We start from the raw sequence: 21396 nt of genomic DNA, 5'->3' as shown, positions 1-21396 counted from the left end.
TTGCAAGCTTACCGTGATTCCTTTATTTCCGTTGACTTACTACAGTCGCTACGTTTCTAATCGGACGCTTGTGCTTTTGTTCTTATACTTGGATATAAATGACTAAAAGATTAGGACACAGAGAAATTGGAACTAATATATATTGAAGTTATTACGCAGGTTACGGAGAGAATTTCAGTAAGGGAGATGGAGAAATCTATAATGTTGTTATCTTTTTTTAGGAACAGTACACTCTTTTCATGGTACGAATTCAGAGAATATCTGAAAAAAATGATAACATTAATCATGAGTTAACCTTAGACATTCGTTAATTATGATTGTCTTTTTATTTAGGAGATGGATATAGTAAACCTAGCTGGTCAGATAAGATTGGTTACCTTAAAAGGGAAATAATTTTCCTACTTGTATTAATGGTTATTAATACAAGTTTAAAAGTAGTATAGAATATGTTTATCATGATACTGTAAGTAGTAAGTATATGAAGAAATAAGAAATTTACTATTAAGCAGGGTTGTAATTGAATATAGAGAAGAATAATTCCCTTCGCGCAAGCCTTAAGGCTTGATGCACCATAGACTTTTCTTAAAGATTTTGTGAAAGCTTTATAATCCTTGCTTGGAACGATTTGATGGAATTGCGAATCAAATGAACGATGCATCGTTGAACGATAACGTCAGGTAAAATTGCTCGTGATCCTTCTTCCAAATCACTCACACCATCCATGGAAATAAAGAGTATGTCTTCGACACCCCTTGCTTTGATTTTATCGAAGATTTGCATCCACTTGTGTTTGCTTTCCGTCTCATTTAGCCATAGACCGAGTATTTCTTTTCTGCCTTCCATGGTGTACCCTAAAATCGTATAGACGGTATATTTCTTTGTTTCTTACAGCATCAACATCGTTCTAAATGCGGAGCATCTTGTATATTTTGGATTTAAGGCTCATTGCTTTCACTCCTTAGAAATCTCTCACGTTCTATTATTAGTTTTTTTAACTTTTCCAGATCCTCTAGAGTAGCTTGATTACTTAAATACTTCGCTGCTTCCTTATTTTTATCTTGTCAGCATTTATTTGCTTCATTTTTTCAATTTCTACTTTTTTGGATGGTCAGCCAAGGTTTATAAGCAGTTATAATTGAAATGACGGAGGCTATTTTTTGGCTTATTTAGAAACGTATTTTGTAATGTTAAAGGCGATCACCGTACCAACTTCTATCTTACTTCTGATTTGCAAACCTGTTCCAAAACTTTCAATTAGTCTTCTATTCGTATTTTTGATCCCTACTCCTGTAAAATCGATTGAATCAATGCGTTTAATAGAACGAATGACGTCATTGCTCATTCCAACTCCATCATCTTTAATGATGACTCGTAAATAATCATATTTCTTAAAAACTTTAATTTCAATTGTTCCACCAGAAGCCCGTTGCATAATCCCGTGTTTTATTGCATTTTCAACAATTGGTTGAATTGTCAGCGTTGGTAGATAAAAACCTTCTACATCATCTACTTTCCAATGAACTTTTAATTTGTTGCCAAACCTTACTTTTTCTATATACAGATAGGATTCTACAACGGAAATTTCCTCTTCAAAAGGTGTCCATTTATTAAAGGAATCAGAGTCAAATTTACTCCGTAGAAATTCACTAAACTGATCTACCAATCGACGCATTTTTTCAACGTCTACAATGCTTAATGCATTGATGGAATTTAAAGTATTAAATATAAAATGTGGTTGTATTTGTGCTTGTAACCATTTTGCTTCCATTGCTGATTTCAATTCCTGCCTCATTTGATAGGATAAAGCAAGTCCTAATCCTAAAGGCCATCCAATGTAAAAAGGGATAATAAATAGAACTAATAAAACTTGGAATGAATGTTGTGTTGGTCCAATTAGTTGCCCCTCGATTTGACCGCTAAATGCTAAATACCATCTATAAGAAAAAACTGGGATGATGAAAACGACTGAAACAGCTGTATATAAATGTACTAAAAATTGAACTTTATTTGTTTTAAAGAGTATAGCAACTATCGCAATTACTGCAACGAGTACGACAATAAAATCATGGTAAAGATATCTTGCAGTAGGATTTGTTTGATTTATAAACGACATGATAACGGATAACAGAATTAACGCTATTATTAGTTTTTGTCTTTTTCTTTCATTACCAAAATCGCGAAATCTAAGGATACCCTCCATTAATAGAATTGCACCGATCAATGTACAACAATTGTTTAAGAATGTGATCAAACTTCCATCTAAAAAATATATACTAATAAAGCTTACAAACCAACTAACAGACGACCAAGTCCACAAAGCAGGCCCTTTTACCATAGGGTTAATTCTCCATAAAACAATCATTAATATTAATCCCATAAAATTAATGATACCAACAACTAGTAGAAGCGTTGCTAGATCAAGTGCCATATAAGCCTCCAATTAATTCGATAGATTATTAGTTTATTGATCCTTCATTTCTCCACTTTCTAATTATGATGAACTCATTTATAATAACACTCATATTACATGTTCGAAACAAACAAATTAAATATTGATTTTCCTTGCCTAATCAAGCAAGTTCATTTTCCCCTTCGGAACGATTATCAAGTGTTGCTAAAGGTCCTAACAATAAGGAGAGCAAGAACTAATTTAAGCTAGTTCTGTTTTTGCCTTGTTCAATACCTGTATTAGTCAAAGATATCTGCACAAGTTCATAAAGCTTCACTAATTGGCGAATGAACTTGTTTCTTGATGATTTTTTATCCAACGATTTTATGCAGAAGGAATGATATTATCATAGTCCAAAATAGCTTTCATCCACATACATCATTGGTGGTTTTTAGTTTAAGTGAGACGTAAAGCATAAGTTTTAAACATTGAAAACTATGCTTGATTTTTTTCATTTGTCTATTTTAAAATTATTAGTCAAATTTATATATATTTAGTTGTTGAATACTGTTGCCATATAAAGTACATAGCTATACCTTTTTGGTTTCTAATTGTCTAATGTATGTTAGATAACAGTAAAATAAAGTTTGCTTATTTTATTAATCATTATTTAACAAAAGCAACCTTTACTGTAAGTACATTCCAAATAGATGTCGATTGAATGCATAGTATCTTTGTTCAACAACTATCTAATTTTCAATATTATTTTCCCTTTCGCCCTTCCAGACTCCACATATTCCATCGCTATTTGGGCATCTTCAAATGGCAAAACTCTATCAATTATAGGTTTGATTTTACCGGTCTCAATATAGTTTGCGATTATACGTAATTGCTCTCCACTTGGCTTCATAAACAAAAATGTATATGGTGCATTATGTTTTTTCTCAAGCGTAGTAAGTTTATGGCTTGCTACTGAAAACAACAATGTTTTAAAAAATCCAGAACCATATTCTTTACCAAAACGAGCATTCGGTAATCCTGAAACAGAAACTATCTTTCCTCCGCTCCTTATCACTTCAAATGATCTTTCCAGTATCTCGCCACCCAGTGTATCAAATACGGCATCATAGTTTTTCAAGATCTCTTCAAATTTTTCTGTCTTGTAATTTATAACTTCATCTGCACCAAGTGATTTTACTAAGTTCGCGCCAGCTTCACTGGCGGTCGTGGCAACGGTGGCACCTACTAATTTGGCCAGTTGAATAGCAAATGTACCGACACCTCCAGCCCCAGCTTGAATTAAAATCTTTTGTCCCTTTTGTAGATCCAAAATGTCTATTAGTGCTTGATAGGAGGTTAACCCAATTAGTGGGATCGATGCTGCTTCTTCAAAGCTCAAATTTTTAGGTTTTAAGGCGATGTCATCTTCATGAATAGCAATAAATTCAGCAAAAGTACCCATTTTGCTTTTACGTGGACGTGCATATATTTCGTCACCAACTTTAAAACGAGTTACCTTTGCGCCAACCTTTGCAACGACACCAGAAAAGTCATTCCCTAAAATAAGTGGCATTTTATATTTAACTAACAATTTCACTTTCCCATCGCGTATCTTAAAATCAACAGGATTAATACTAGCTGCATGAATTTCTGCAAGTACCTCATATTCACCAATTTCAGGTGTGGGCATTTCTGCCAAACGCATTGGCACTTTTCCATACCTATCAATAACCATTGCTTTCATAGCCTATACCTCCAAATAATGTGTGTGTTAAATTCCATCATTATTAATAAAACTTCTGCATGAAATGATCAATATTCAACACAAGCGTTTTTAATAAATCTAATTCTGTACATACATTAATATAATAAAAATTTTTTGTCCCTTCTTTACGCATTAAAATCACACCTGCTTCTCGCAAAACCTTAAGATGATGGGACACAGCAGGTCGAGAAAGATGTGTCTGTTCAGTGATTTCACCCACACGTAATCCTGTTTGACAATCAGTTCCCATTAGAACTAACAAGATTGATTGACGTGTTTCATCACCAATTGCCAAAAGTACTTTTTGACATTTAATAAAATCCTCTTTGATTATATTTAGTTGATCCTGTTTATTCATTCAATAAAATACCTCCAAAATCAGTTTAATGGTTTAAGTTGATAAACCATATTAATAAAAACAACAGTATACTATTGTTATGTTAGATGCAATATTGAGAAAGCAAATCGAGACGAAGATATTTTAGGGGGGGAAGCATTATTAACTTTCATATTCAGCAACTTTAAAAAGGAGATGATGTTAGAATGCTTTCGTATTCCAACACTAGATAATTAATCTAGATGTCTTCTAAAAGGAAGAAACATGAAATGCAGAATCACTTTATTACGAATCTCAAAATCATCAAATAACTTCTTGACTAAACTACTCACAGCTTCTTCCGTTGCATAACCTCTTCCTGAAGCTTCGGGAGAAAAAGCAGTATCCTTAAATATTGTTTATATTTCTAATGGATAATTCGCTAAAAGTAGTTTTAAATTTTTAGAACTGTTTTCCGTTCTCTTACTAAAGCTTTAGGAGAACGTTTTTTTGTTGTGATTAAATCAACCTTTCCGTCAAATTTAACCAGCTGATATCTTTATGCATATTTCTGTATAACTAGCCATGAATAAGAAAACAATACATATGAAAGCAATGAATAGGGGGTACATATGAAGTTTTCTCGATTACAAATATTTCTATTACTAGTTATGTTTATTGGTATCTCGAATCATGTGATTTTACTTCCCCATTTGTTAGAAGTTGCAAAAAGAGATGCTTGGATAGCATCTATTATCGCTTACTTTATAATAATGGTTTGGGCACTCTTTTTAAGACGAATCATAAATAAATTGAAACAACAGCATTTACAAAAATGGTTAAATGTACGTACGGGTAAACTAATTTCAACCATTATTATCATTTCCATTTCTATATATATTTTACTAATTGCGATTATAGCGTTTAATGATCTAATTAATACGGTTCAAATATATTTCTTACCGCGTACATCTATTTGGATTATAGCTATACCTTTCATTATTATTTGTATTTGGGCTGCTTCTGCAAACTTAAAAACAATTGTATATTCTGCTTTATTATTACTACCTTTTGTCATGGTTTTAGGCTATTTTGTCGCAATTGCAACATTCATTGAAAAAGATTATTCCTTTCTTTTTCCTATATTTACGAAAGGAGAGGAACCAGTATTAAAAGGGATCATGATGGTATTAGGGGCTAATATTGATTTTATCATTCTTTTTTTACTCCAAGATCAAATGAAAAAACAATACTCCTATTTGGGGTTGATTAGTCTAATAACTGTATTAACCATTCTTATCCTTGGGCCAACATTAGGTTCGATAGCTTCTTTTGGTCCTTATATTGCTTCAAAAATGAGATTTCCTGCTTTTGAGCAGTGGAGATTAGTAATGATTGGACAGCATGTTTCACACCTAGATTATTTTGCTGTGTTTCAGTTACTAAGCGGCGTGTTTATAAGATTATCGTTATGCTTTTATTTACTTTGGAATATTTGGAATAAACCTTCGACCAAATTAAAGTGGACAATTATTGGAGTCATTATTATGACATTAATGGTCGTAACCGCGCCACAAAATAGTGATATTTGGATACAAAAGTTTACACAGGATTATTTTTATTATGGCGCACTGATTTTTGGAGTTTGCTTGACTCTTATCTTAGTACTCATTGGAATCTTCTCTAATAAAGGAGAGAATACAAACTCATGACAAAATATACAACACAACAAATAACTAAAAAATTACGCAGTGGTACATTACGTATTGACCAGCTACAAGATTTTTTCTCTGTTCATGCAGATGTGGAATATATACCTCATGATGAAGCTGCAATTGGCTCTTTTTACGTAAATGGAATGGTTGATTCTGTACAATTAAATAATTATTATAATCAAATAACTACAGCTATTTTGGAAGACAATATTCATACAAATAATGAAGAATTACCACCTCTTTATGTTATCGACAGCTTCGATGACGTCATTTCGAAAATCCTATCTGGTTATTTCATTCTTTATAAAGTAGGAGAAAACGTTGTATATGCAGTAAATATTGCAAAAATCCCCCAACGTAATCCAGAAGAGTCGAACACAGAATTATCCATAAAAGGGCCGAAAGACGGTTTTACCGAGGATGTAAATGTTAATATCGCATTGATTAGAAAGCGTTTAAAAACAGAGGATTTATATAATGAATCATTCGAGTTAGGATCCATTAGTAAAACGAAAACATCACTTATTTATATACATAATAAGGCGAATATGCAGGTGATTAAAGAAGTACGTCAGCGGTTAAATAATATAAAGGTAGAAAGTATTTTAAGCAGTGGTCAATTGGAACAATGGGTGTCTGATAGAACGTTCTCATTATTTCCGTTATTTGATAATGTTGCACGTCCAGATTTTGCAGTGGAGTGTTTGTTAAGAGGGAGATTTATCATCATTATCGATGGCTCCCCATTAATCCTAATTGGTCCAATTAATTTGTTTGAATTGTTGAAATCTCCAGAGGATGTCCACTTTCCTTATCATATTGTTGCCTTCCAGCGAGTATTTAGACTAATTGGGCTTCTACTAGCCGTTTTTTTGCCTGGTTTTTGGGTCGCTATCGCGTCCATTAATATTGACCTGCTTCCCTTTAATTTATTGGCGACAGTTGTAGAGGCTAGAAGTGGTATGCCATTACCATTTATACTCGAATTTTTATTCTTGTTAGTATTATTTGAAATCCTTAAAGAAGCTGGGGTACGGATGCCGAAGCCTGTTGGGCAAACGATTGCAATTGTTGGCGGTATTATTATTGGGGATGCACTGATTCGTGCAGGACTTGCCTCTGCAACACTTATTGTTGTGATTGCGCTTTCCACTCTATCTACGTATACCCTAGTTAATCAATCATTAATTGGAACAGTAAGTATATTACGGGTATATATGATATTAATCTCTGGATTTTTAGGTATATATGGTTTCTTACTAGGACTATTGAGTATTGTTGTTTATTTGACTCGTTTAGAATCTTTTTCATTGTCCTACCTTGAGCCGGTTGTTTCATTAAGCTTTAAAGAATTTCTGGCTGCATTATTAGTTAATCCTTTTAAACGCCGGAATAATTCAGCACAGATGCTTCAGAAACGGAGAAGATAATATGCGACAAATGGTTATGATCCATCTTTTTTTCATTCTAATAGTAATTGTAGGCTGTAGTGATGTAAAAGAGATTCAAAATAAGAATTATGCGACAGCTATTGGTATTGATTACAAGGATGATAAATATATTACGTATGTACAAATGGTTAGCTTAAGTGGTTTATCAAATGCAGAAGGTGCCACAAATACACCTCCTGATGTTTTTGTATCTCAGTCTTCAGCAAAAACATTTAATGATGCCTTGTTTAAATTGTATAATACAGCTCAAGAAAAAATAATTTGGTCACATGTTACTAGTATTTTACTGGGGGAAGCCGCTATAAAGCATGGTATTAGAAGCATTTTTGATGGAATGACCCGATATAACGAGTTCCGGTTAACGCCGTGGGTGTTTGGCACAAAAGCTGATATCAAGGATATACTCTCTACACAAGGTTTTTTTAATCAAGGAACGTTACAGACTATTTTGCATAATCCTGATGATATAATTGAACAAAATTCGTTGTTTCAACCTTTAAAATTACATGAATTTGTTAGAGAAATATATGAGCCAGCTTTCACTAGCTATATTCCTTCATTGGCTATTAATCATACACAATGGAAGAAAAATAATAAGGATGATGCCAAATTAATGTATGATGGGACATTTTTTATGAAAAACAATACATTTAAAGGATTCTTTGAATTGCAAGAATTAAAGGGCTTACGTTGGATCACTCCAGATACGGATCGTACTGCCGTATTAGTCTCTAATCAAGATAATGATGATGAACTATTAGTGGTAATTGAAAAAATAAAAGTCAACATTAAAAATATTATGAAAAAAAGTAAGCCAAGATTTAATGTACATATTGAAGCCGAGGGGTACGTTACCAATCAAAACAAGAGCTCGGCTATTATTACGGATAAAGTAATTAAAGCTACAAAAGAGGTCATAAAAAATCAAATAACAGATTTATATGAACTTGGAAAAGAGGAAGGAACTGATTTTTTTCGTCTAGAACATATTTTATACCGCGACCAACATAAATATTGGAAGAACTTAGTTAATAAGGATTCTTTTTTTACGGAGGATGGAATATTAGATGAAATACAAGTCGATCTAGTTTTGAGACATGCTGGAGCTGGAAAAAATAATTAATTAGTAATATTAAGGAGAAAAGCTTTCACTTAACAATGCTAACTATAGCAGCATTTGCTTAATGAATGGAAAGCAAATTAGCCTGTAGAAGACTAGGGGTACTACTGGGTTATACTTCTAAAGCTAGTATCTTTTAGGTGTAGGTATCGGTTGCTTCTTGATTGCGTATTATATCGTATAAGGCTTTGCCATCACTAGCGTGTTTTTTGCTATATTGTATAGGAATTAGCGCAAAAAATACTGAAAAATAACCAAATTAATAACAGACTTGTGTGCCCAGTGAGATATTCACTAGTATGAGATAAATGAGCAGCAGCAGGAACCGATATTGAAGATATTTCTCCCTGTATGGACAAGGAGGTGCGTAAAGAGATTGTCAATTCTTAAGGCTTTATAATGACAAAGGCGTCTAGAAAATAGATTCTATTTACTCGAATCGATCTATATTTAAATAATTCTTTACCTCTACCAAGTATCAATACTGACCTTCCAATAAATATTCTTGCCATTGTATAATGACCAAGCTGATGAATAAAACTCACGATTAGTAATAATACAAAGAAGACCCACAACGCAGTCTCAAAATCATCCCATACAAATAGTGTATCAACTCTAATTATGCTTTTTATCGTATAACTCTTTTTTGCTATCATTAAAGCCGTTGTTAGAAAAGTAATGCGAAAAACAGAGTGGAGTTGAATATGTAAAAAGCATAAGCTTGATTTTAAGCTTATGCTGCCTCAAGTAACCTATAAATTAAAAATAGTTCCCATTAATGAATAAATAATGACGGTAGAAAATAGTACAGTCATATAAATAAGTGAAAATAAAAACATCGATTTTGCCCATTTCTCCGAATTCATTTTGTGGTAACCGATAATGCTGAGTGACAACCAAGAAAGACTTAGCAGCAGAGCTACTAACTGTAAGCCTAGACTTAGTGTACCAAGTAAGAAGCTGGTTGCTACCACGACAACTAAATAAATATTTGTTTGAATATAGGTTCTCCGAATCCCTTTAACTACCGGAAGCATAGGAACTCCTGCAGCTTGATATTCTTTATGCTTGCGAATAGCAATGGCATAAAAATGTGGCATTTGCCAGATAATGGATATGATAAACAAGCCAATAATTGCAGGGTGAGTAATATCCGGATATATAGCTGCCCAACCGATCAGTGGCGGCATCGCACCTGAAATACTACCAATTTCGGTGTTGTAAACAGTTCTACGCTTACTCCACATTGTATAGGGTACTGCATAAAAGAATAAGCCTAAAAAGCCCAGTAGTCCTGCCAGTGGTGTTGCTAGTACAAGGGTGAATATGCCAACCAAAGACATCAAAATTCCAAGACATAAAACATAGGTTGGTTTAATTCTTCCAGTTACTGTTGGCCTATTTTTGGTCCTTTCCATGATTTCATCAATGTCTCGATCATACAAGTTATTAAAAGCACCAGCTGCACCAATAACGAGGCTCGTTCCAACAAAAGCAAATAGAATTTCGGGTAATTTTTCATAGAGGCTATATTGATAGGTATAAATAGCTAAAAATAACCCTGCAAACATTGGGATTAGATTGGATTTAATAATGCCGGTCTTTACAGTCTGTGCAAGAGCATTTACTAAGGATTGATTTGCATGCATTTGATTTTCTTTTTTCTTCATGTGACCATCTCGCTTTCTTACCCTTTCATTTTAACAAATATAGTCACATAAATAGTTAAAATGTGTTTTCTTCACATAATGGACATTATTTCATACCATATATATCTACTGCCTTATTCTCAATAACAGAAGAATTATTTTGATGATAGACATATAAGCAATGACAATCATTTTACTTAGGTATTTTGAAAGTAACAGTTGTACCCATATAAGGCGTACTTTGAATATCTAAGCCTACTCCATATAATTGTTTAAATCGTCGATTAGTATTCGCTAGTCCAATCCCACGTCCGCTTCCATAAACCCATTCATCACTTAGAATTTGCTTTACTTTTTGTTGATCCATTCCGACACCATCATCGATGATGGTAATGCTATAATAAGTGTTATGTTCTACTATTTGAATACGAATTGTACCGCCTTCTACTTGCTTTAGGATACCATGTCTAACAGCATTCTCTACGATTGGCTGGATGGATAGCGGAGGAATTTGTATTGGAATGTTATCTTTGATCTCCCAGGAAACATGTAGTCTATCTCCAAAGCGTTCCTTTTCAATAAATAAATACGAGCGTGCTAAATCAAGTTCATCCTCAAGAGGAATAAGCGCATTTTTATTCGTCATATCAAAGCTTCTTCGCAAGTAATTACTAAATTCTTCAAGCAGTTTTATCATTCTCTTCGTATCAATCTCAGCTAAGGAAGCAATTGTATTCAGTGTGTTAAATAAAAAGTGTGGTTGTATTTGTGCTTGAAGCCAAGCAGCTTCCATCCGAAGTTGTGCATGGACGGATGCTTTTAGACTTGTTAAAACATCAACACGAGCTTTTAACTCTAAGGCATCTATTGGTTTTGCAACATAATCATTAGCACCTGATTGAAATCCAGTATAAATATCTTCTAATTGATTCCGTGCTGTTAACAGCAAAATAGGTAGCTCCGAAATGGAGAATTGCTTTCGGATAATCTTGGTTAATTCATAGCCAGACATCGTTGGCATCATTACATCTGCGATAATTAAATCCAATTCTCTTGAATGGATATGTAATAATGCTTCTTTACCACTAGTGGCAGTAATCATGTCATAATATGGACTAAGTACGTTGTGTAAAATACGTAAATTAATCGGGTCATCATCGACCATAAGTATACGTGCTTGGTTTCTATTTTCTCTTGTAGCGGATACCTCCGTCTCTGCCTCATCTATTGGATAAAAGTTATGAACATGTTCATCAGTAGCTGGTACTATCTTATTTTCCTCTACATTTGTTGCGTTGTCTGCTATTGGGAGTGTAAAAGAGAATGTAGAACCCTTACCAATAACTGATTGAACAGACATGGTCCCACCATGTAATTCTACTAATTGTTTACAAACACTGAGTCCCAAACCAATTCCGCCGTTATCTTTCATATTTCCTTGGTTATATGGCTTGAAGATATTTTGTTGCGTCTCTTCACTTATCCCTATACCGGTATCTCTAATATGAATGGTTGCAATCTTATTTTCATAAGAGGCGTCTATCGTAACACTTCCTTCATTCGTGTATTTAACCGCATTATGAACAAGGTTAAAGATTATTTGTAGCAATCGATTTTCATCTGCATATACCTCTGGAAACGAGGGGGAAATGTTTAATCGTAATTGTAAATTTTTATTTTCTGTCATATAAGTTATCATATCAAGAATAACAGCAGCTACGGAGTGCATGTTTACTCTTTTCTTATTTAATGTAATATATTGATCTTGTAATCGAGAGATATCAAGGATGTCGTTGAGGGTAAAGGTCATTCGTTGCCCTATTTGTATGAGTAGGTGTAAGCTTTCTTTATTTTTAGCTGATAAAGAAGCAGACCCATTACGTAAAATAGTTTGGGCAATATTAATAATTCCATGAAGCGGATTTCGTAATTCATGGGAGGTATTTGCTAGAAATTCATCTTTCTTTTTATCTGCGTTAAGCAGTTCAGCTTTTTGCTTCTCATTCAAATGAGCCATACGGATATGACGTTTGAATAAGAATAAAGCAATGGTAATGATTGAGATAAGAAAGTCGAATGGGTAATACGGCATATCAATTAAATTCATATTTACAATATTTCCCCATATTAATACATTTGATGTGTAGCTGGTTACAAATAATAGAATAAAGATGGCATCTGCCTTTCCTCTTCTGATTGTTTTAATCGTTTGTGAGAATAAGAAGTAGAAAGCAATTAGGAAAAAGATCATCATTCCAAAATTAATAAAAACAAAAAAGTCAATAGGAACTACCACTAAGCTGACAGATAGGATGAAATAAATTACTAGAAGTGATGTAAATAAACGGCTTTTTACACGGTATAATGATTTTACAAATGCTAATAATGCCAATAACGTACTAATAAATAATATGGATAGAAGCTTTTGATACCATTCAATAGGAATTGGTAGCTCCAAAACGATATTATCATCAATTAAGTTAGTAAATGCTGCTAAGATTAGCATTAGTCCATAAAAGAGAAGTTCTTTTTGTGCTTTCCCTTTTCTCCCCATGAGAAATAAACAAATGGCGTACATGCTATGTAATAAATAAATGATAAAAATAGTTACTTGAAAAGCGATTGATCCGCTTTCCAGCTTATTAATAGCCTGATCCGTACCAAACTGAATCGCGTTCGTAATACCACCTTCAAAAGGAATTTGGTAATTTGATATATGAATCAAGAGCTCCATTTCGTTCGTATTATTTGTATGGAAGATAGTAGAGAAAGGTCCGTTTTTTTGTACATGCTGTTCCTTGCTTTTAGTAGGGTGATTAGATGCTGCTACGAGTTTATCGTCGATGTATACATTAGCCGCAGTTGTGATATCTTTTATACGAATTCCGTATAACGATTGCTCATTCTCTGGAAGAATAATTTTTAAACGAAACGTACCGTATCCATAGGATGTTTGTTTATCTTTGGTTTGATTCCATTCACCTTTCCAATTGCCTGGTACATTTATATAATTGGTAGCCTTCCATTGCTGTAATGGCGTTAGAAATTGGTTAGGATAGAATTCCCATTCTCCATTGAGTGTGATGGTTTGGTCATCCTTGAAATCCCAAGTACTTAGGTCAATGACTCCGTTTTTCGCCTGCGGGTGCTCGGGTGGTTGATGGTACAGGAGCCAGCCAATCCGTAAACAACTCAACAGTATGAGAAAAACACTAATAATAATAAATATCTTTGGAATAGACATCTGTTTCTTATTACGCATGTTTTGTCACAGTCCTTTAAATTAATATGCTCTACTCTAACTTATTTATCATTTCTATTCAATGATATATTTTTATGGTAGATAACAAAGGCTAGGTCATTCATTCCTTTAGAAATCAGTAAAAAGATATAGAACATCCTAATTCTGTTCGAATAAATAGTTCAATGATTAATATTGCAAGCTTAGTTGTATTGTATTAGGTTTCCGATTTTCTTCATAAATAGTATGTAGCTATTTCTTAAGTAAAATGCTACGTATAAATCCAATCTTTTGACCTCTACTAATTTTATAGATAGACTACGAGTTAAATACCTTATATAGTACAATCGATTCATACTTAAATGGGAGTAGGGAGGATATATGGGTGAAAGCGATTCTTGTAGACGATGAACAAATGGCAGTAGATTTTTTGGAACATCTTCTTAAGAAAAATAGTGATATCGATGTTATTGATAAACTAACTAACCCGCTAATGGTAAGAAAAAAGGTTCAACAGCTACATCCAGATGTTGTTTTTTTAGATATAGAAATGCCACAGGTAGATGGTCTGGAATTAGCTGAACAATTACTATCCAGTCATCCATTTTTACAAATCGTTTTTGTTACTGCATATAATCAGCATGCGGTAAGAGCATTTGAAATAAATGCACTAGATTATCTTTTAAAGCCTTTTTCGATACAACGTTTAAACAAAACCGTAGAACGTCTTTTGGCAAAAGTTAATGGTGAATCTAAATCTATGTCTTCTAATAACTCATTAAATAATACGCTACAGATAAATGTATGTGGGAGCTTATCACTCACAACTAGCCATGGGGAAACGGAAGTTATTTCATGGCGAACCTTGAAGGCGAAGGAATTATTTCTATATCTATTGCACAACAAAGAAAAGCTAGTTCAGAAGTCCTTTTTAATCGAGTTACTCTGGCCAGACTTAGACCCTGAAAAAGCTTATGCCCAATTATATACAGCTGTTTACCATGTAAGAAATGTCTTAAAGAAATATCCAAGCAATTTTAAGATTATAAATACCAAGGAAGGGTATACCCTATCTACGCAAAATATCACGATAGATATCCAGCTATGGAAGGAAAAACTAGAACTAGCACCTCCTATGACTATAAATTCGATTGATAGATATGTTGAGATTATGGATTTGTATAAAGGTTCTTATTTAGAAGAACATGGTTATTGGTGGGCAGAAAATCATCAATTGCAGCTTGAACAAGTTTGGTTGGATTATGCATTAAAAATTGCTTATTTTTATTGGAAGGAGCAGTCGTATCAGGAGGCGAAAAAATGGTTTAAAAAAGTTTGTGATAGCCATCCAGAGAACGAAGAAGCTCATTTTATTTTACTGAAGATTTATGCTACAACGAATGACTCGATTAATGTTGAGAGGCATTATCAGAATTTAAAAGAATTTTTACATACAGAATTTGGAACGAAGCCTCATACAGACATTCGTAATTGGTACAGTCAATGGAAAAAATATAATTAAATAGTTTAGAAAAGCCATGGTGGATCACTTATCCAGCATGGTTTTTTTATAAGTTAAGAAAGTATAAAATCAGTGCAATGACTGCGTTAAGCCGAGTAGTTATTTTGAAATGTTTGATGTATATTGGCAATGCTCCGACTAATTACTTCGCTTTCCGCGGGCACGGCCTCAACTAACTTTGCAAAGAAGAACACGTTGCAAAGTGGATTTTCGGCTCGCGCTAATCCCGCAGGAGTCTACGTAATTAGTCTCCGCTATGCGAAGGTGCAACAATTCTTGTCATAAGTAATAGGTTGACTTTTTTTACAATGGGTAAAGTGAAAATCGCTATCCGTGAGTATAAAAGCAGCTGTGTTACTTCATGCTAGCGTTGTAGAGCCTGATAATAGCGAAGGCCGGCCACTTCAACTCCTGTGGGAAATGTTTGACCTGAAGATCCACTTTTTTGAGCGGGTTTTGCTAAAAAAGTTAGCTGAAGGACAAACCCCACGGAAAGAGAAGTGGGCAGCCGGAGTGGTGGTCAAGCAAGCAGTAGCTATTATTCCATAATAGCTACTAGAGGAAGCGTAAATCGGAGCATTTAGTGATAAGGACTGAGCGAATTTTGCTCAGTTTTTCTTATACGTTTCTAATCGGGTGCTTGCACTTTTGTTCTTTTCAAAAACGGATTACAGGCCCAGTTTTAATGATTTGGTTTCGATTACATAATGGAAATGTTATGTAAATGTAAAGATTTTGTAGAGGTTACTTTGTTACCATTTCAAGTCGGAAGGGCAATTGATTCGATATGCCCATTATTTTTATTTTAATGAGAAAAGAAAGGATGATAGTGTAGTGAAAAAATCCCTATATGTGCTTTTTAGTCTATTGCTTCTTTTGCAAACTATATCTAGCAGTCTAGCATTTCCGATTCAGAGTCATGCTCAAGGCGCTGAGACTGGAATTGTAAAGAAGATAGAGCTTTTAGATGAAGCAGGTAATCCTATTATGGATCAAGACACAAAGGCTTCTAGTATGAAAGTAAGTTGGTCTATTGAAGGATTAGAAGTAGAAAAAGATAAAGCTTACATCCATGACTTGCCTACTGGTGTAGACATGGAAAAGAATTATCAAGGAGAAGTAACAAATGGAGGTAAGAAGGTTGGATCGTATTATACAGATACGAATAATACGATAACAATAACCTTCAATGAGGAAATAGTGAATGCACCTCGTGCAAGTGGGACATTTATTATAGATCTTGCGCATCAAGATTCCCCTGCCTTGACCAATGAAACGGATAATCAGCAAGCATTGGAAGAGGAAGCAGAAGAAAAACCCCACAAAGACACTGAATCTAACGAAAAGCAAGAAGAAAAATCTACCATTGAGGACAATCTCCCTAAAGAAGATGATCATGTAGAACGTAAAAGCGAAAAAAGCAGTGAATCAGATACGGCACAGAGTGAGGGTACAGAGAAAAAGAATAAACTTACCGCCAAAAAAGAAATAATGGAAAACATTCTTACAAGTGCTGAATTATCCTATGAGGATACTGACGGTAATGCAGTTGAAAAACCAGATATTAATTCGCTTATATCCATCAATTATACATGGGAACTTGCAAATAATCATGGATATAAAGCTGGAGATGAATTTCACTTTGACGTTCCAAAGGAGCTTAAAGTATATAACAGTATTGATAAAGCTGAAATGAATTTTAACGGAGAAACAATCGGGTATTTCTCTGTTAATGAGAGTGGATCAGCTACCATTACGTTCACGAAGTTTATTGAAGACTTTTCAAACATCAATGGCTCTATCGAGATCTGGACGGAGTTAAGTGAAGATATTATTATCACAGAAGAGAAAGAAGTGATCGTTACACCAATTGAGGGTAAAGAATCGGTTACGATCCCAATCGAATTTCTACCAATTGGACCTTCTGTTGAGAAAAAAGGAATACCAAATCGTGATTATAATGCGGAGACAATTGAGTGGACAGTCGACTTTAATAAAAGTCTAGAGTCACTCAAGAATCCACTGTTACAAGACCCTATTCAGGCAGGTCAATCCTTATTGGCTAACTCTATTAAACTCTATCATCTAGATACAAAGCTAAATGGGAAAGTATCATTGGGAGAAGAAGTGAATCCTAATACGTATACAATAGGTAAGACTGAGAACGGTGAAGATTTTATCATTGTTTTTGATAAGGATATTCATACTGCTTATCGGTTAGTATATCAAACAGAAATTACAGATGAAGATCAGAAGGCATTTCATAATGAAGCAAGTTTGGTTTCTGATAACCAACAACCAAAATCTGCAGATGCTACGGTAAGTGTCAAGCGTGGCAGCCCTTTAGAAAAACAATCAATAGCCTACGATAAAGAAAATCAGATAATTACATGGGAAATTAAATACAACTATAATGAAAAAACAATTAAACAGCAGGATGCTCTATTAAAAGACTTTTTTAACACCAGTCAAGACCTTGTCGAGAGCTCTTTTGACGTTAAGAAGATCACTATTGATAAAGATGGTAATGAGGTAGGTAATGGTGAAGATTTTGAGAATTATACAGTAACCGCTAAGACAGAAGCAGGAAAAAATGGATTTCATCTACAGTTTGATGAAAATGTTACATCTGCCTATAAAATTACTTATCAAACAAAAGCGTCCGAACGCGTTTTTGAAAATGAAAAAATAACGAATAAAGTAGAAACTGGCAATCATAACGCAGAGGGTAGTCAGAATATCGGCCAACAAATCTTATTTAAGAGTCACGGAACACCAAATTATAAGGATAAAACCGTGGATTGGACCGTTACATTTAATAAAGATAAGCACCCAATGAACGATGTGGTTTTAACCGATGTATTTACGAATGAAGGGCTAATCTTAAAACCGGAAACGCTTAAAATTACAACTGAGAATAAGGAACTTGTTGAAGGAAAAGACTATACATTAATTAAAAATGAAGCTAATCAATTTGAAATTCGGTTTAACAATCAAATAAATACACCGCATACCATAACATACACTACCGAATTTATTTACGAAGCAAGAGCGGATAAAGGGAAGAATTATTTAGAAAATAAGGCAATATTTAATTGGACGGATGAACACGGAAGCTCAAAAACGCAAGAGACAAGCAAGCAATTTAAACCAGATGAGTATACACAGTCGAACGGGTTTAAGTATGGCTCCTATAATGCGGTAGATAAAGAAATCACCTGGAATATTGGAGTAAACTATAATTTAAAAACAATCGAAAATCCTATTATAAAAGACTTCATTCAAGGAAATCAGCGGCTAGTAAAAGATTCGATTACCATATATAAGATGAATTTGACTGGCGGCGAAAATGGAACGGAAGTCGAAGAGCATGTACCAAGTGAAGACTACTCCATAAGTTGGATTAAAGACAAGGATGGAACTCCAGGTTTTCAAATTTCGTTTAATCAGGAAATTCATTCACCGTATAAAATCGTCTATAAAACAAGCCTTAAGGATTTAGATCTTGTAGACGCGAGCTATGAAAATACAGCAACTTTATACAATGGTGAAACAAAAGAGACGGATCTACATGCTTCTGTTGCCATTCCGCATGGAGGAAAGTATACAACAAAGACAGGGAAACAAAATGGCAAAATTATTGATTGGAAGGTAAATATTAATTTTGGACAGTCTCGGGTTACCAACGCTACTGTTATTGATAACCCTAGTGAGAACCAATCGTTATTGGAAAGCTCATTTGATGTGTACGCTACAACGATAAGTGAGGATGGGAAAGTAGCAAAGAAAGATAAATTAGAGCGCGACAAAGATTATACGTTAACACTTCATAAAAATCCTGATTCTTTTACACTTACATTTTCAGAAGAGATCAATGAAGCGTATATCTTGGAATATCAATCACTTATTCTAGCTAAACCTGGATCTAAAATAAAAAATGACGTATCGTTTAACGGAGAGAACATTGATATCGTTGAGCATGAATCAAGTGAGACGGTTCAAGTACGACGTACCTCTGGGATGGGTGATGGTACAGGTGAAATTGGACACCTGACCGTTACGAAAACGGATAAAGCAACAGGGGTGCCATTACAAGGAGCAGTATTTTCTCTCGTAGATAAAGATAGTGGTGTAGTTATTGATAGGCAAACGACTGGAAAAGACGGCGTAGTTGCTTTTGATCGATTGCTATATGGAGATTATATTTTAACAGAGGAAAAGGCCCCAGATGGATATTTGATAGATAATAAGAAACAAACTATTACGATTGATCAGCCTTTTGAGCAAGGAAACAATGAAAAAACAGGGAATCAGCTAACGGTTACGAACACCGAGATAATCCGTGCAGTAGAACTGACGAAAAAAGACAAAGAGACGAATGAAGTATTAGCTGGTGCAGTTTTTTCATTACAAGAAAAAGTTGGAGACACGTATGAAGAAATTGCAGAATTAACAACAGATGATCAGGGGATCATTTTTATCGATCAGCTTAAATCAGGTGAGTACAGGTTTATGGAGAAAAAAGCCCCAGATGGGTACAAATTGAGTGAAAAACCTATTCCTTTTTCTATTCATGATAAACAAACAGAAGCTATTTATTTATCAGCAGAAAATGAAAAACTAGGTTCTGTTCAATTAACTAAATTTGATCAAAAAGATCATGCAAAAGTGTTAAAAGGTGCGACGTTTAAGCTAGAAAAGGCAGATGGAACGATTGTTCATCCATCTTTAACAACGAATGATGCGGGCGAGATATTTGTTGGAAACTTACAACCTGGTAACTATCAATTTGTGGAAATAAAAGCACCAACGTTTTACCAACGTAACCATCAACCAATTCCATTTACGGTGAAAGATGGAGAAACAGCAACGATTTTAGTTGAAGCTCCTAATCAATTAATAAGGGGTAAGGTAGAATTAACAAAGGTTGATAGTGATAATAAGGAAATCGTACTTGAAGGTGCAACGTTTAACTTATTAGATAATGAAGGAAACCTGATGAAGGAAGACATAACAACGAATGGTAATGGAAAGTTGGTTGTTAATAACTTACAACCAGGAAACTATCAATTTGTAGAAACAAAAGCACCAGAACATTATCAGCTAAATCAAAAACCGATACCGTTTACCATTGAGAAAAGTAAAACGGAAGATACTGTCCATGTTACAAAGGTACAGGTTACGAATCAACTCATTCCTGGCTCAGTAGAATTAACGAAAGTTGACAAATATGACCATGAAAAATTCCTAGAGAATGCTGTATTTGAATTACAAGATAAGGATGGGAATACCATCAAAAAAGGAATGACAACGAATGAAGATGGAAAACTTCTGATAAACAATCTACGACCAGGTCATTATCAATTTGTAGAAACAAAAGCACCAGCGTATTATCAATTAGATCAAAAACCAATTGAATTTGAAGTTAAGAAAAGTCAAGCTGAACCATTATCTATTACTGCAGAAAATGAATGGATTACTGGTAAGGTGGAATTGACGAAGGTAGATGCAGATAACAGTAATATATCTTTATCTGGTGCGGAATTTACATTGGAGGATGCAGAAGGAAATATACTACAAGAAGGCTTAACAACAAATAAAGCTGGAAAGCTAGTTGTAGACGATTTAAAACCAGGAAACTATCGGTTTGTCGAAACCAAAGCTCCGTTTGGCTATTATTTAGATGACACATCCATTCCATTTACAATCGAGAAAAGTAAAACAGAAGCGGATGTCAAATTGGTTCAACTAAATGTAGAAAATAAAATAATTCCAGGCTCTGTTGTACTTACCAAAGTTGATCATAGTAATAGCGATAAGCTGTTGCCAAACGCTGAATTCAAGCTTCAAGATGCAAATGGTAAGACGTTGAAGCAAGGGCTACTGACGGATGCGCAAGGTCAAATTACCGTAGATAATTTAAAGCCTGGAAGCTATCAATTTGTGGAAACAAAAGCACCGATAGGCTATCAATTGGATTCTACACCGATTCCATTCAAGATAGAAAAAGGTCAATCAGACCTTGTCAGGTTAACTGCTACAAATCAAGCTACACTATCAGGAACCGACAAACCAGAAGATACTACGCCAACCTATAATAAACTTCCACAAACTGGAGAAGAATGGCTTAGGTATTTGTTGATATTAGGAATTACGTCAATAATGATTGGAACGATAGTCGTGTTCCGAAGACGTAAACAAGTATAATTTTTGGTAAGCAAAGGGATG

12 protein-coding genes and 1 pseudogene are annotated in these 21396 nt (G+C 34.3%); 6 read left to right on the top strand and 7 right to left on the bottom strand.

The features are described 5' to 3' along the window. Positions 1–547: 547 nt before the first annotated feature. The 4 genes and pseudogenes from D9782_RS20845 to D9782_RS20830 all read right to left on the bottom strand — a co-directional run. Positions 548–885: pseudogene (locus D9782_RS20845) on the bottom strand (transposase); the annotation flags it as partial. A gap of 277 nt (positions 886–1162) precedes the next feature. Further along, the gene (locus D9782_RS20840) at positions 1163–2428 is read right to left on the bottom strand and encodes a sensor histidine kinase (protein ID WP_121605638.1); all 1266 of its coding nucleotides are present in this window, start codon (positions 2426–2428) and stop codon (positions 1163–1165) included. 706 nt (positions 2429–3134) lie between these two features. Next, positions 3135–4133 carry an NADP-dependent oxidoreductase gene (locus tag D9782_RS20835; protein WP_121605637.1) on the bottom strand — a complete coding sequence of 333 codons (999 nt, stop codon included), beginning with the start codon at positions 4131–4133 and terminating at the stop codon, positions 3135–3137. 43 nt (positions 4134–4176) lie between these two features. Continuing rightward, on the bottom strand, positions 4177–4512 hold the full coding sequence (locus D9782_RS20830) for an ArsR/SmtB family transcription factor (protein WP_121605636.1): 336 nt from the start codon (positions 4510–4512) through the stop codon (positions 4177–4179). Positions 4513–5102: 590 nt separating this feature from the next. Here D9782_RS20830 and D9782_RS20820 point away from each other — a divergent pair. From D9782_RS20820 to D9782_RS20810, 3 genes are read left to right on the top strand one after another with little or no spacing between them, the layout of a single operon-like run. Further along, positions 5103–6182: an endospore germination permease gene (locus tag D9782_RS20820; RefSeq protein ID WP_121605635.1), complete on the top strand. Its 1080-nt coding sequence runs from the start codon at positions 5103–5105 to the stop codon at positions 6180–6182. After that, positions 6179–7615, top strand: coding sequence for a spore germination protein (locus D9782_RS20815; protein WP_121605634.1), 1437 nt, complete (start codon positions 6179–6181; stop codon positions 7613–7615). Before D9782_RS20820 ends, D9782_RS20815 begins: the two co-directional genes overlap by 4 nt. 1 nt (position 7616) lies before the next feature. After that, positions 7617–8759 carry a Ger(x)C family spore germination protein gene (locus D9782_RS20810; protein ID WP_121605633.1) on the top strand — a complete coding sequence of 381 codons (1143 nt, stop codon included), beginning with the start codon at positions 7617–7619 and terminating at the stop codon, positions 8757–8759. A gap of 383 nt (positions 8760–9142) precedes the next feature. Here D9782_RS20810 and D9782_RS23225 read toward each other — a convergent pair whose 3' ends face one another. The 3 genes from D9782_RS23225 to D9782_RS20800 form a co-directional block, all read right to left on the bottom strand. Next, positions 9143–9412 (bottom strand): hypothetical protein, encoded by a 270-nt coding sequence (locus D9782_RS23225; RefSeq protein ID WP_162986480.1) that lies wholly within the window; start codon positions 9410–9412, stop codon positions 9143–9145. A 96-nt stretch (positions 9413–9508) separates the two neighbouring features. Next, entirely contained in the window at positions 9509–10426 is a 918-nt protein-coding gene (gene cyoE, locus D9782_RS20805; RefSeq protein WP_121605632.1) for a heme o synthase, read from the bottom strand. A gap of 172 nt (positions 10427–10598) precedes the next feature. After that, a complete protein-coding gene (locus D9782_RS20800) occupies positions 10599–13667 on the bottom strand; it encodes a hybrid sensor histidine kinase/response regulator (protein ID WP_121605631.1) in 3069 nt (1022 codons plus the stop codon). Between the two features lie 364 nt (positions 13668–14031). Here D9782_RS20800 and D9782_RS20795 point away from each other — a divergent pair, with 364 nt between their 5' ends. The 3 genes from D9782_RS20795 (at position 14032) to D9782_RS20785 (ending at position 21375) form a co-directional block, all read left to right on the top strand. Beyond that, on the top strand, positions 14032–15168 hold the full coding sequence (locus D9782_RS20795) for a response regulator (protein WP_121605630.1): 1137 nt from the start codon (positions 14032–14034) through the stop codon (positions 15166–15168). Positions 15169–15501: 333 nt separating this feature from the next. After that, complete coding sequence (locus tag D9782_RS20790) at positions 15502–15717, top strand: hypothetical protein (protein ID WP_121605629.1); 216 nt, start codon at positions 15502–15504, stop codon at positions 15715–15717. A 327-nt stretch (positions 15718–16044) separates the two neighbouring features. Next, entirely contained in the window at positions 16045–21375 is a 5331-nt protein-coding gene (locus D9782_RS20785) for a SpaA isopeptide-forming pilin-related protein (protein WP_162986479.1), read from the top strand. The last annotated feature ends 21 nt before the right edge of the window (positions 21376–21396 follow it).

The sequence above is a fragment of the Virgibacillus sp. Bac332 genome (assembly GCF_003667785.1).
GTDB lineage: Bacteria > Bacillota > Bacilli > Bacillales > Amphibacillaceae > Virgibacillus > Virgibacillus salarius.
This window is presented reverse-complemented; position numbering and strand designations above follow the sequence as displayed.

What these genes read in the sequence shown, in the direction of transcription:
- D9782_RS20800 (WP_121605631.1), bottom strand. Translation starts at nt 13,667, where the DNA reads ATGCGTAATAAGAAACAGATGTCTATTCCAAAGATATTTATTATTATT.
- D9782_RS20810 (WP_121605633.1), top strand. Translation starts at nt 7,617, where the DNA reads ATGCGACAAATGGTTATGATCCATCTTTTTTTCATTCTAATAGTAATT.
- D9782_RS23225 (WP_162986480.1), bottom strand. Translation starts at nt 9,412, where the DNA reads ATGATAGCAAAAAAGAGTTATACGATAAAAAGCATAATTAGAGTTGAT.
- D9782_RS20840 (WP_121605638.1), bottom strand. Translation starts at nt 2,428, where the DNA reads ATGGCACTTGATCTAGCAACGCTTCTACTAGTTGTTGGTATCATTAAT.
- D9782_RS20820 (WP_121605635.1), top strand. Translation starts at nt 5,103, where the DNA reads ATGAAGTTTTCTCGATTACAAATATTTCTATTACTAGTTATGTTTATT.
- D9782_RS20830 (WP_121605636.1), bottom strand. Translation starts at nt 4,512, where the DNA reads ATGAATAAACAGGATCAACTAAATATAATCAAAGAGGATTTTATTAAA.
- cyoE (WP_121605632.1), bottom strand. Translation starts at nt 10,426, where the DNA reads ATGAAGAAAAAAGAAAATCAAATGCATGCAAATCAATCCTTAGTAAAT.
- D9782_RS20815 (WP_121605634.1), top strand. Translation starts at nt 6,179, where the DNA reads ATGACAAAATATACAACACAACAAATAACTAAAAAATTACGCAGTGGT.
- D9782_RS20835 (WP_121605637.1), bottom strand. Translation starts at nt 4,133, where the DNA reads ATGAAAGCAATGGTTATTGATAGGTATGGAAAAGTGCCAATGCGTTTG.